Genomic DNA, 12,031 nt, shown 5'->3' on the forward strand with positions numbered 1-12,031 from the left:
GGCGGGCATCCTCCGGCCGGACCAGCGGGCGCCGCAAGCACCGCCGAGGGGCGCAGCCGGCCCCACGCGCGGGGCCGGCGGACCTGCGGCTCGTGCTCCCGGTGGGCCCTCGCACGGTCGCTCGCTCGTTCTCGGCCGTGCCGGCAGGGCCTCCTGTCCGGCCATGCCACGCATCGTCGTGGCGACCGGGAGCAGGACCGCGGGACGTTCCGCTGCCGTACTCCTCTCCCGCGTCCCCGGAAGAGCAGCTCCGCCGGCGGCACGGCCGCGATCCGTCGTCCAGGCACGCCAAAAGCCGCACCGTGCGGATTCCGCCGGAGCGGCTCCCTCGGCGCCTCGGTGTTCCCGAGGCGCCGGACGCGACTCAGACGCCGGCGCCCAGCACCGAGTTGATCTGCTGCGGGTCGCCGCAGACGATCAGCAGTGCACCGGCTTGCGAGTGAGCCAGCGGCAGGGCGGTGGCAGCGGCAGTGGCGGGGCCTCCGTTGACGGCCACGACGACCACCGGGCGGGACCCGGCGCGGGAGGCCATGGCGGCGTCCGCGTAGAAGACGTCGTCACCGGCGTCGAGCTGCGCCCAGTAGGACGCTTCGCCGAAGGACAGCTCGTGCTCCGCCCACGGGTGCTGGGCACCAGTGGTGATCACAAGCACGTCGCCGGGGGCACGGCCCGAGTCCAGGAGCAGGTCCACCGCCTCTTCGGCGGCGTCGAGCGCGCCCTCGGCCGAGGCCGGGACCAGCTGGATCTGCGGGTTCGCCGTAGCGGCGGGAGTGGCCGGGCCGGAGAGGCCTGGCTTGGCCGGAACCACGTCACGCGGCGTGCGCTGCACCGGCGGCGTGGGCCGCAGAGGGCCGGGACGACCGGGGCGGGACGGAGCCGCGGGACGGGGGCCGGGTACGGGGCGAGGGGTCGGCGCGGTACGGCCACTGGCCGGAGTGGCGCGGGGACCCTGGGCACTCTCGTGAATCTGAGGCTCCTCGGGAATGAGAGGCATGAGCTGATATTTATCAAACGTTGGTGCGACGCGGATGACCGGGTGGCACATCAGTGCGAGCGGAACCGTCAGAAATCGAAGCCGAGCTGACCTTCAATTTCCGGAACGCTTCCGTCCGCCCAGCTGCGGACCTTCTTGAGGTGCCGCCACTGAGGCAACGCATCAAGATACGCCCACGACAAACGGTGCTGCGGGGTGGGCCCCCACTCCGCCAGTGCTGCCTTGTGCACCGGCGACGGATACCCGGCGTTGTCCGCAAAACCGAAGTGTGCATGGTCGATACCCAGTTCGGCCATCATTTTGTCGCGCTGAACCTTGGCGATCACCGACGCCGCAGCGACAGCCACACACGAGCGATCGCCCTTGATCACCGTGCGTACCTTCCAGGGGGCGCCCAGGTAATCGTGCTTCCCGTCGAGGATCACGGCGTCGGGGCGGACCGGCAGGACGTCCAGAGCGCGGCCCGCGGCAAGCCGCAGCGCGGCCGTCATCCCCAGGTCGTCGATCTCCTCGGGGGAAGCATGCCCCAGCGCGTAGGCCGTCACCCATGACTGAAGCGTCTCGGCGAGTTCCGTGCGGCGCTTGACCGTCAGCAGCTTGGAGTCGGTGAGCCCCGCGGGCGGGCGGCGCAGTCCGGTGATCGCCGCGCAGACAGTGACGGGGCCGGCCCAGGCGCCGCGCCCCACCTCGTCGACACCAGCGATGACCTTGGCTCCGGTCGTGGCGCGCAGGGAGCGCTCGACGGTGTGAGTAGGCGGTTCGTACGGCATGGCGCCCTTAGCGTACGCCGCCGGGATCGCCGGGCGACACCCCGGTCACCCCACCGGCACCGAGAGCGCCGGCGTGCGCGATCACGCCCCGTACGGCCGCAGCAGCGGGAGCATCAGCAGGTCGACCATCTCTTCCAGATCCCGGTCACTCCATTCGCTGCCGCACATCTTGGACCGGTACATCATCATGGCCGGGATGGCATCGAAGACATATCCGTTGGCCGCGTCCGGACGGACCTCTCCTCGCCCTATTCCGCGATCGATAACGTCGCGAAGCAGCTCCACGGTTGGCTCTACCACGCTCCCGACGATCAACCCAGCGAAACGCTCCGCCTGCATGTGATCGCATTCGTGAATGATCGATCGCAGTGCGATCCCGGGCCGCGAATACATGCTCTGCCGCACCTGCCGGCACAGGGCGAGAAGGTCCTCGCGCACGCTTCCGAGGTCGGGAGCCTTCTCCACCCGGGGGAGGCCGGACACCAGAGCGTCCGCGACCAGATCCTCCTTGGAGGGCCAGCGACGGTAGACCGCCGCCTTGCCCGTATGGGCACGGGCCGCGATGCCCTCCATGGTCAGCCCTTTCCAGCCGACCGTGCCGAGCTCTTCCAGGGCGGCGTCGAGGATCGCGCGCTCCAGCACCGCTCCGCGCCGACGGGGGGAAGCCGCCCCTGCAGGCGCGGCCATCCAGCGCGAGGTAACCATCCGTGTTCTCCAGCATGCAAAAGAAGCGGGTGTTCCGGGGGAGTGCCACCGCGCTGCAGCAAGAGGGGGACGCAGACGCGGCGCACGACTAAGTGAACGCTTGCGTTCACTGTTAAGAACTCACTACCTTGGACGGGAAAGTGAACGCGGGCGTTCACTAACGCCTTCAGGGGGGACCCATGGTGACGACCTCTCAGTTGCTCAAGGACGACCAGAAACCGGGCGTGGCCCGCCGGGAGGGGCATCCCGGCATCGCACTCACCGTCATCGCGGCCTGCCAGCTCATGGTGGTACTGGACGCGACGATTGTGAACATCGCACTCCCGCACATTCAAGAAGCCCTCAAGTTCAGCACGACCGATCTGACTTGGGTGGTCAGCGCCTACACGCTCACCTTCGGCGGTCTGCTGCTTCTCGGTGCACGGGCCGGAGACATCCTCGGCCGCCGCCGGGTGTTCATGACCGGCATCCTGCTGTTCACGTTCGCCTCGCTGCTGGGCGGTCTGGCCCAGGAACCCTGGCAACTGCTGGCCGCACGGGCCTTGCAGGGCGTGGGCGGCGCGATCGCGTCCCCCACGGCACTGGCACTGATCACCACGACCTTCCCCGAGGGCCCCGAACGCAACCGGGCCTTCGGTGTGTTCGCCGCCGTGTCCGCCGGCGGTGGCGCCATCGGACTGCTCACGGGTGGCATGCTCACGGACTGGCTCGACTGGCGGTGGGTGCTGTTCGTCAACGTACCCATCGGTGTGCTGATCGCGGTGCTCGCGCCGCTGTACATCAACGAGTCCCAGCGGCATCCGGGGCGCTTCGACATCACCGGCGCGCTGACCTCCACGGTCGGCATGGCCTCGCTGGTGTACGGGTTCATCCGCGCCGCGGAGGACGGCTGGCGGGACGGGCTGACCCTCGGTTCCTTCGGCGCGGCCGTGGTGCTGCTGTGCGCCTTCGTCCTCACCGAGATGCGGGCCAGGGAGCCGATCACCCCGCTGCGGATGTTCGCCGACCGGAACCGGTGGGGCACATACGTGATCATGCTGTGCCTGGCTGCGGCCATGTTCGGCATGTTCTTCTACATCGTGCTGTTCGTGCAGAACGTGCTCGGCTACAGCGCCATCAAGGCCGGCGTCGCCTTCCTTCCCGTGACCGTCGCGATCGCGACCGGTGCGGGTGTGTCGCAGCGCTTCCTGCCGGTGCTCGGCCCCAAGCCGTTCATGATGACCGGTTCGGCACTCGTGATGGTCGGGCTGATCTGGCAGAGCTTCATCCAGCCCGACAGCACCTACGTGAGCGGAGTCCTGGGCCCGATGCTGGTGTTCGGCCTCGGTATGGGCCTGAACTTCGTGACGGCCACAGTCACCGCCGTGTCCGGTGTCGCCCAGCACGAGGCGGGTGCGGCCTCCGGGCTGCTCAACGCCATGCAGCAGGTCGGCGGTTCGCTCGGGCTGTCCATCCTGACGACCGTCTTCGGCTCGGCCAGCACGGACGAGGCGAAGAAGCAGCTGCCGAAGTTCCTCTCCGACGCCTCGCCGGAGCAGCAGGCGCAGTTCGCCAAGACGCACCAGCTGCCCGGGCCCTGGGGCAACGAGGTGCTCGCGCACGGCATCTCCACCGCCTTCATACCCGCCGCCGCCATGGCCGCGCTCGCCTTCCTCACCGCCTGGCTGGTGCTGAGGGTCCGCAAGTCCGACCTCGACTCCCTCTCGGGCGCATCGGCCCCGCACATGGGCTGAGGCCGGCCGAACCACGAGGAGCGGTGGCCGGCCGAACCGCCGCCGGGGTGGGGACGGCGCACGCGGCGGTCCGGCCGGCCGCATAACAGCCACCAGCGTCCATCGCAGCGCCGGAAGGGAGGCCGGACAGACGACCGGGAACAGAGCCGGGCCCGGGACCGGGTCCGGCTCCGCGTACGGCACCGGCATCCGTGCCACGGACGTCATCTGCACCACCCCCATCCCTCGTCGGCAGGCTCCGCCGGTCTCCCCGGCCGCGGACGCGGCGAACAGCGGATGCCGGGACAACGAGCGATGGTGACGGACAGTTCCCATCGCGCACGGAGAGTTTCCTCAGGGTCGACACGGAACTTGGCGGACGCGGTTCGCGCAGGTCGCCCAGGCCGGCCCGGACACGCAGCCCGCCGCGGAAACCCAGGCAGCCACGCGGACGCAGGCCCCCGAGCGCAGGCCGGCCGGCACGGACACGCCGGCCGCCCCGCGGACGCAGGCCGCCACGGGCACGCAGGCCGACGAGCGAACGCAGGCCGGCACAGGCACGCGGGCCGACTCGGACACCCAGGCCGGGGCAACCGACGCGACACGGGCATCCCCGGGCAGGGGCCCGTCAGATCCCCGTGGGCACCCAGTCCGGCAGCGCCTCGGTGCGCTGCACCCACTCGGCGGGCGGCGTCCCCGCCTTGCCCGCGGCGAGCACGCCGCCCACGATCGCGCAGGTCGTGTCGACGTCCCCGCCGACCCGAGCCGTGGTCCAGAACGCCGTGGCGTAGTCGCCGAGGGCCCGCGCGGCGGACCACAGGGCGAAGGGGACGGTGTCATGGGCGGTCGTACGGCGTCCGCAGCCGAGTACGGCCGCCACGGTGGCCGCGTCGCCGTAGTCGAGCATGTCCCGGGCGCGGCGGAGGCCCTGGCCGACCGCGCTCTTCGGCACGAGTGCGATGACGCCGTCGAGGAGGGCCTCGGGGGCGGGCGGCCCGTCCTGCGAGCCGGCCAGAGCCGCCGCCGCGGCCACGGCCATGGCCCCGACCACGGCCTCCCGGTGCTGGTGCGTGGGATAGGCCGAGATCTCCGCCTGGTGGGTCGCCTGCTCGGGATCGTCCGCGTACCACGCACCCAGGGGCGCGATCCGCATCGCCGCGCCGTTTCCCCATGAGCCCTGGCCGTTGAAGAGTTCGGCGGCCAGACGGCGCCAGTCCTCCCCCTCCCGGACCAGGCGCAGCAGCCGGTTGACGGCGGGGCCGTAGCCGCGGTCGAAGTCGTGGTGCTCGGCGAAGGAGCGGGCGAGTGCGTCCTGGTCGATGCGGTGGTGGTCGGCGAGGACGGCGACCACGGAGCAGGCCATCTCGGTGTCGTCCGTCCACTGCCACGGCCCGGGGGGCAGTTCGCGGCGCTTCAGCAGCGGGTGGTTCGCGGGAACGAAGAACTGGGAGCCCAGCGCGTCCCCCACGGCCAGTCCGTGCAGGCTCGCCAGGGCGCGCTCCAGGCGCCCGAGGGAAGAGGAGTCAGCGGTCATCGCTCTGCCACTCTATCCGGTCACCCAGTAGGGGACAGGTTCTCGCCAGCGTTTGAAGGGCCGGTCGAGCCCGTACTTGCCGTCCTCTCCCAGAACGAGCATCCGCACCTCGGCGTTCCCGGGATTGGACAGGGACTCGAATTCCGCGACCGTCCAGTGGAACCAGCGCATGCAGAACAGCCGCATCGCGAGCCCGTGGGTCACCAGGAGGACGTTCGGAGGATGGTCGGGGGCCTCGAAGCTGCGGAAGAGGCTCTCCAGGAAGCCGCCGACCCGGTCGTACACGTCGGCGCCGGACTCGCCCTGCGGGAACCTGAAGAAAAAGTGACCGTACGCGTCGCGGTAGGTCTTCTGGAGGCGCACGTCGTCGCGGTCCTGCCAGTTGCCCCAGTCCTGCTCGCGCAGTCGGGGCTCCTCCCGGACACGTATGAGGTCGGGGTCGAGGTGGAAGGCGCGGAGCGTCTCGTGGGTGCGGCGGTACGGGGAGACGTACACGCTCACCCGTTCCCGGCCGAACAGCTCCCGGAGTCTCTTACCGGTCTCCTCGGCCTGCCGCAGTCCGCGCTCGGTCAGCGCGAGGGCGTGGTCGGGCTCGCGCTCGTACACGGAGTCGTCGACGTTGCCCGTGGACTCGCCGTGCCGGACAAGGACGATGCGCCGTGGTCGTGCCATGCCAAAACCCTAGATCGAACGGGGGGAAGTCGAGCACCCATACGGGCTCCATACAGCGTAGGTCACACAAGATCCCGCGTCCGGAGCCGCTTCCGGCACGCCGGGCGGGGACACCAGGCACAACGTTTGATTGTCAAACCCATGCCGTCTCAGACCGTCCAGGACGGCTCCAGGTCCACGAGGTCACCGGACAGCGACGCGATGTCCGCCTCGGTCTGGGCACGCAGGGCGAGGCGTTCGACGCGCTCGGTGCGGTACTTCCCGTGCTCGGCCGCCGACCGCCACATCGAGAGGATCAGGAACTCCTGCTCGGGCGCCTCGGCGAACATGCCGCGGATCATGCCGGGCGAACCGGCCATCGCAGGGTTCCACACCTTCTCCTGCATCAGCGTGTAGTGCTCGACGCGCTCCTCATGGACCCGGCACAGGGCCACGCGGATCAGATCGGTGTCCGTGAAGCGCGGCTCGAAGCCCGTCTTCACGTCGAAGCGGTACTCGAACAGTTTGACCTGGGCGTCCTTGAAAGTGCCGGACTGGGCGGTGGCGAGGCGGTCGTGGGAGCGGGCCATGAAGGAGTCGTAGAAGGCGCGGCTCTCCCAGAAGGCGAAGATGTGCGCCACTCCCGGCCGCTGCCGGCTCCAACCCCCGCCCTGTCCCCGAAACCCCGGCTCTCCCAGAAGCCCCGCCCATTTTCGCTGCCCCCGCTCGAAGCCCCGGCGGTCCACCACGGTGCAGCGAATCCACTTGACCAGCACCGCGCCATCGTAAGGCCACCGGGCGTGGCGCCGGTCACGCTCCGGCGGAGATCGCCCGCGCATGCGCCCCCGCGTACATGGCACGATGGACAAGAAACCCCGGCTGAAGGGGAGTTGGGGTCGAGCGAGCCACAGGGGGAAGGAAAAGCCTGGTGACCGGCTTCAGCAAGGGAATCCGCAAGGTCGAGGTCGCGCTCAAGTGGGACCCCAGTCCGGCGGGTCAGCCGCCGACCGATCTCGACATCGTCGCCGCGACCTTCGTGTCCGATGACGCGTACGGCACTCCGGCCTATCTGGTGCACTTCGACAGCCGCTCGCCGGACGGCACGATCCTCCTCAACCGCGACAGCACGGACGGCAAGGGTTTCGGCTGGGACGAGATCATGACGCTCGAACTGGACCGGCTCCACGAACGCTACGCGCGCGTGGTGGTGGGTGTCGTCATCCAACAGCGGTCCGAGCACAAGACGTTCGTCCACGTGCTGGCTCCCGCCATGCGTATCCGTGAGGGATACACCGTGCTCGCGGAGGACGACTTCGCTTCGGTGCCCGGGGCGTCGGCCGCCACGATCGCCGAGTTCGTGCGGGACGACTCCGGCGAGTGGGCGTTCCGGCCCGGGGTGCACGGCTTCGACGAGGATCCGGCGGACTTCACCCGGGCCATGGGCAGGGCGCACCAGCCCTGACGTCCTCGTTCCGCGGTCGTACCGCACTCGCGCCGCACGAGTGAGGGGCGCCGGCCACGGGCCGGCGCCCCTCACTTCAGGAACGGCGTGTCATCAGCTGCAGCCGCTGGTCGAGCCGCAGCCCTCGCAGATGTAGCAGGAACCGGCCCGCTGCATCTTGGTACCGCAGGAGAAGCACAGCGGGGCGTCGGCCTGGATGCCCAGCTGCATCTCCACCAGCTCCGCGTTGGTGTGGGCCTGCTGCGGAGAGGGCTTGGTCGCGCCGACGTCCGACTTCGGGGTGGCCACGGCCTTCAGCTCCTGGGCCCGCGGCGCCGACTGGGCCAGGCCCTCGACGTCGACCTCGTCATCGGCCGGCTCGTAGGAGCCGGTCTCCAGGTGACGCTGGCGCTCCTCGGCGGAGTGGATGCCGAGCGCGGAGCGCGTCTCGAAGGGCAGGAAGTCCAGCGCCAGGCGGCGGAAGATGTAGTCGACGATCGACTGGGCCATCCGCACGTCCGGGTCGTCCGTCATGCCGGCCGGCTCGAAGCGCATGTTGGTGAACTTCGAGACGTACGTCTCCAGCGGAACGCCGTACTGGAGGCCGACGGAGACCGCGATGGAGAAGGCGTCCATCATGCCCGCGAGGGTGGAGCCCTGCTTGGACATCTTCAGGAAGACCTCGCCGAGACCGTCGTCCGGGTAGGAGTTGGCGGTCATGTAGCCCTCGGCGCCGCCGACCGTGAAGGAGGTGGTGATGCCGGGACGTCCCTTCGGGAGACGCTTGCGGACCGGGCGGTACTCGACCACCTTCTCGACCGCGGCACGGATCGTGTCCTCGGTCTTCTCGGTGATCTCGGCCTTCTCCTCCTCCTTCTTCTTGGCGGAGAGCGGCTGGCCGACCTTGCAGTTGTCGCGGTAGATCGCGAGCGCCTTGACGCCCAGCTTCCAGGCCTCGAAGTAGATCTCCTCGACCTCCTCGACGGTCGCCGTCTCCGGCATGTTGACCGTCTTGGAGATGGCGCCGGAGATCCACGGCTGGATCGCGGCCATCATGCGGACGTGGCCCATCGGGGAGATGGCGCGGTCGCCCATGGCGCAGTCGAACACCTCGTAGTGCTCGTGCTTGAGGCCGGGGGCGTCGATCACATTGCCGTGCTCGGCGATGTGGGCGACGATCGCCTCGATCTGCTCCTCCTGGTAGCCCAGGCGGCGCAGGGCCTGCGGGACGGTGCCGTTGACGATCTGCATCGAGCCGCCGCCGACCAGCTTCTTGAACTTCACCAGCGCCAGGTCGGGCTCGACACCGGTGGTGTCGCAGGACATCGCCAGGCCGATGGTGCCGGTCGGCGCGAGGACGGACGCCTGGGAGTTACGGAAACCGTTCTTCTCACCGAGGCGGACGACGTCCTGCCAGGCCTCCGTGGCGGCGGCCCAGACCGGGGAGTCCAGGTCGTCCATGCGGACGGCCGAGCCGTTGGCGTCGGCGTGCTGCTTCATGACGCGGTTGTGGGCGTCGGCGTTGCGGGCGTAACCGTCGTAGGTGCCGACGACCGCGGCCAGCTCGGCGGAACGGCGGTAGGCCGTGCCCGTCATCAGGGAGGTGATGGCACCGGCGAGGGCGCGGCCGCCGTCGGAGTCGTAGGCGTGGCCGGTGGCCATCAGCAGGGCGCCGAGGTTGGCGTAGCCGATGCCGAGCTGACGGAAGGCGCGGGTGTTCTCGCCGATCTTCTGGGTCGGGAAGTCCGCGAAGCAGATCGAGATGTCCATCGCGGTGATGACCAGCTCGACGACCTTCTGGAAGCGCTCGGTCTCGAAGGACTGGTTGCCCTTGCCGTCGTCCTTCAGGAACTTCATCAGGTTCAGCGAGGCCAGGTTGCAGGACGTGTTGTCCAGGTGCATGTACTCGCTGCACGGGTTCGACGCGGTGATCCGGCCGGACTCGGGGCAGGTGTGCCAGTTGTTGATCGTGTCGTCGTACTGGATGCCCGGATCGGCGCAGGCCCAGGCGGCCTCGGCGATCTTGCGGAAGAGGGCCTTGGCGTCGACCTCCTCGATGACCTCACCGGTCATGCGGGCGCGCAGGCCGAACTGGCCGCCGTCCTGGACCGCCGTCATGAACTCGTCGTTCACGCGCACCGAGTTGTTGGCGTTCTGGTACTGGACGGACGTGATGTCGTCGCCGCCCAGGTCCATGTCGAAGCCCGCGTCACGCAGGACGCGGATCTTCTCCTCCTCGCTGACCTTCGTCTGGATGAAGTCCTCGATGTCGGGGTGATCGACGTCGAGCACGACCATCTTCGCGGCGCGGCGGGTGGCACCACCGGACTTGATGGTGCCGGCGGAGGCGTCGGCGCCACGCATGAAGGAGACGGGACCGGAGGCGTTGCCGCCGGAGGACAGCAGCTCCTTGGAGGAGCGGATGCGGGAAAGGTTCAGGCCGGCGCCGGAGCCGCCCTTGAAGATCATCCCCTCTTCCTTGTACCAGTCGAGGATCGACTCCATGGAGTCGTCGACGGACAGGATGAAGCAAGCGGAGACCTGCTGGGGCTGCGGCGTTCCGACGTTGAACCAGACGGGGCTGTTGAAGCTGAAGATCTGGTGCAGGAGGGCGTAGGCCAGCTCGTGCTCGAAGATCTCGGCGTCGGCGGGCGAGGAGAAGTACTTGTAGTCCTCACCGGCCTTCCGGTACGTCTTCACGATGCGGTCGATCAGCTGCCTGAGGCTGACCTCGCGCTGCGGGGTGCCGACGGCGCCCCGGAAGTACTTGCTGGTGACGATGTTGACCGCGTTCACCGACCAGAAGTCGGGGAACTCGACGCCACGCTGCTCGAAGTTGACCGAGCCGTCGCGCCAGTTGGTCATGACGACGTCACGACGCTCCCACGCCACCTCGTCGTACGGGTGTACGCCGGGGGTGGTGTGGATGCGTTCGATGCGCAGCCCCTTGGTGGCCTTGGCGCCCTTGGCTCGGGAACCTCGTGCCGGACCGCTCGCCGTCTCTGTCATGCCGCCTCCCTGTACGGGCGAAAACGCCCTGAAGTGCCCATTTGTTTCTTGTGGGCACGTGTTTCTGTCATGCGTCGCGGGCACCCTCAGCCGCCGCCCGCAACAGGTCTTGGTTCGCCGCCTTCCGGCCGGAACCCGGTTCTCCTCCCGGATTCCGGCCCGCCGGTCAGTCGGCGGCGCGGGCGGGCACGGGGACCTGAGTGGTCCCGCCGGGCCCGCGTTCGTCTTCCTGGCTCCCCGCTCCCGCGTGTTCCTCGTCCGCGGCGGGGTCACGCGTCGCCTCCCTCAGCTCCGCGATGGCCGCCTCGAAGTCCTCGAGCGAATCGAACGCCCGGTAGACGGAGGCGAACCGCAGAAAGGCGACGAGGTCGAGCTCCTGCAACGGGCCGAGTATGGCCAGCCCCACGTCGTGGGTGGTCAGCTCGGCGCTTCCGGTGGCGCGCACCGCCTCCTCGACCCGCTGGCCGAGCTGGGCGAGCGCGTCCTCGGTGACAGGCCGCCCCTGGCACGCCTTGCGCACGCCGTTGATGACCTTGGTACGGCTGAACGGCTCGGTGACTCCGGACCGCTTCACCACCATGAGCGAGCACGTCTCCACGGTCGTGAAACGACGGGAGCAGTCGGGACACTGGCGGCGCCTGCGGATGGACGTGCCGTCATCGGTCGTACGACTGTCGACCACGCGGCTGTCGGGGTGCCTGCAGAAGGGGCAGTGCATGTTCTCCAACCCTCCTCACAGCAGACTCGTCAGCCTCGCCGGACCCATAGGCCTCGCGAAGCAGCCCTAAGCATAGGCGATCCCCGAGCCGACTCCGACCGGGGGGACCACAACTTGTGGGCCGCTGTAGCCATCCAACCACTACATGTGGGGATTGGCTCATACATCGACGCAGCTACGCGTGTCGCTGCGGAAGGGAGCCCCCGGCCACCTGCGACGACAGCGCGGACACGCGGGCGCCGGGCCGTGCCGCCGTGACACCCAGGGGGATACGGTGGGCGTCGCACGGAGGACGCGTGGCGTTACGGCACAGAAAGGGCCCCGAATCCCGGACTCAGGGATTCCGGATGGCAGACTGGGGACGCAGCCCACGAGGCGAGCAACCCCGGCGGTGAAGAGTACAACGATGGGCACTTTTGTCCGCCAAGTGTCGCGTGAAGCCATACACCCAGACACATGATCGCGTCAGGTGAAACGCACTTTTTCACTCGAACGTG

General features: G+C 69.2%; 10 protein-coding genes. 2 read left to right on the forward strand and 8 right to left on the reverse strand.

Going from position 1 to position 12,031, the window contains the following annotated elements:
• Positions 1 to 364: 364 nt before the first annotated feature.
• From JK361_RS29515 to JK361_RS29525, 3 genes are all read right to left on the reverse strand, one after another.
• The gene (locus tag JK361_RS29515) at positions 365 to 994 is read right to left on the reverse strand and encodes a hypothetical protein (RefSeq protein ID WP_201823821.1); all 630 of its coding nucleotides are present in this window, start codon (positions 992 to 994) and stop codon (positions 365 to 367) included.
• A gap of 68 nt (positions 995 to 1,062) precedes the next feature.
• The gene (rnhB, locus tag JK361_RS29520; protein WP_201823823.1) at positions 1,063 to 1,764 is read right to left on the reverse strand and encodes a ribonuclease HII; all 702 of its coding nucleotides are present in this window, start codon (positions 1,762 to 1,764) and stop codon (positions 1,063 to 1,065) included.
• Positions 1,765 to 1,845: 81 nt separating this feature from the next.
• Complete coding sequence (locus JK361_RS29525; protein ID WP_201823825.1) at positions 1,846 to 2,469, reverse strand: TetR/AcrR family transcriptional regulator; 624 nt, start codon at positions 2,467 to 2,469, stop codon at positions 1,846 to 1,848.
• A gap of 182 nt (positions 2,470 to 2,651) precedes the next feature.
• Between JK361_RS29525 and JK361_RS29530 the strand changes: the two genes are divergently transcribed.
• Positions 2,652 to 4,202, forward strand: coding sequence for an MFS transporter (locus JK361_RS29530; RefSeq protein WP_201823982.1), 1,551 nt, complete (start codon positions 2,652 to 2,654; stop codon positions 4,200 to 4,202).
• Between the two features lie 607 nt (positions 4,203 to 4,809).
• On the opposite strand, the gene JK361_RS29535 is transcribed toward JK361_RS29530, so the two are convergent.
• The 3 genes from JK361_RS29535 to JK361_RS29545 all read right to left on the reverse strand — a co-directional run bounded on the left by JK361_RS29535 (position 4,810) and on the right by JK361_RS29545 (position 7,142).
• Positions 4,810 to 5,715: an ADP-ribosylglycohydrolase family protein gene (locus tag JK361_RS29535; protein ID WP_201823827.1), complete on the reverse strand. Its 906-nt coding sequence runs from the start codon at positions 5,713 to 5,715 to the stop codon at positions 4,810 to 4,812.
• Positions 5,716 to 5,727: 12 nt separating this feature from the next.
• On the reverse strand, positions 5,728 to 6,387 hold the full coding sequence (locus JK361_RS29540; RefSeq protein ID WP_201823829.1) for a histidine phosphatase family protein: 660 nt from the start codon (positions 6,385 to 6,387) through the stop codon (positions 5,728 to 5,730).
• A 149-nt stretch (positions 6,388 to 6,536) separates the two neighbouring features.
• On the reverse strand, positions 6,537 to 7,142 hold the full coding sequence (locus JK361_RS29545) for a YdbC family protein (protein ID WP_201823831.1): 606 nt from the start codon (positions 7,140 to 7,142) through the stop codon (positions 6,537 to 6,539).
• Positions 7,143 to 7,294: 152 nt separating this feature from the next.
• On the opposite strand from JK361_RS29545, the gene JK361_RS29550 reads away from it, so the two are divergent.
• The gene (locus JK361_RS29550) at positions 7,295 to 7,828 is read left to right on the forward strand and encodes a TerD family protein (protein ID WP_201823832.1); all 534 of its coding nucleotides are present in this window, start codon (positions 7,295 to 7,297) and stop codon (positions 7,826 to 7,828) included.
• A gap of 93 nt (positions 7,829 to 7,921) precedes the next feature.
• Here the strand turns inward: JK361_RS29550 and JK361_RS29555 are convergent, their stop codons facing one another.
• Together JK361_RS29555 and nrdR are read right to left on the reverse strand one after the other, a co-directional pair.
• A complete protein-coding gene (locus JK361_RS29555) occupies positions 7,922 to 10,816 on the reverse strand; it encodes a vitamin B12-dependent ribonucleotide reductase (RefSeq protein ID WP_201823834.1) in 2,895 nt (964 codons plus the stop codon).
• 166 nt (positions 10,817 to 10,982) lie between these two features.
• A complete protein-coding gene (gene nrdR / locus JK361_RS29560) occupies positions 10,983 to 11,534 on the reverse strand; it encodes a transcriptional regulator NrdR (protein ID WP_201823836.1) in 552 nt (183 codons plus the stop codon).
• Positions 11,535 to 12,031 lie beyond the last annotated feature (497 nt).

This window comes from Streptomyces musisoli (genome assembly GCF_016741855.1).
In the GTDB taxonomy this organism is placed as follows: domain Bacteria; phylum Actinomycetota; class Actinomycetes; order Streptomycetales; family Streptomycetaceae; genus Streptomyces; species Streptomyces musisoli.

Excerpts from the sequence above, each read along its gene's own strand:
- JK361_RS29515 (WP_201823821.1), bottom strand. The coding sequence starts at position 994 with ATGCCTCTCATTCCCGAGGAGCCTCAGATTCACGAGAGTGCCCAGGGT.
- rnhB (WP_201823823.1), bottom strand. The coding sequence starts at position 1,764 with ATGCCGTACGAACCGCCTACTCACACCGTCGAGCGCTCCCTGCGCGCC.
- JK361_RS29525 (WP_201823825.1), bottom strand. The coding sequence starts at position 2,469 with ATGGTTACCTCGCGCTGGATGGCCGCGCCTGCAGGGGCGGCTTCCCCC.
- JK361_RS29535 (WP_201823827.1), bottom strand. The coding sequence starts at position 5,715 with ATGACCGCTGACTCCTCTTCCCTCGGGCGCCTGGAGCGCGCCCTGGCG.
- JK361_RS29540 (WP_201823829.1), bottom strand. The coding sequence starts at position 6,387 with ATGGCACGACCACGGCGCATCGTCCTTGTCCGGCACGGCGAGTCCACG.
- JK361_RS29555 (WP_201823834.1), bottom strand. The coding sequence starts at position 10,816 with ATGACAGAGACGGCGAGCGGTCCGGCACGAGGTTCCCGAGCCAAGGGC.
- nrdR (WP_201823836.1), bottom strand. The coding sequence starts at position 11,534 with ATGCACTGCCCCTTCTGCAGGCACCCCGACAGCCGCGTGGTCGACAGT.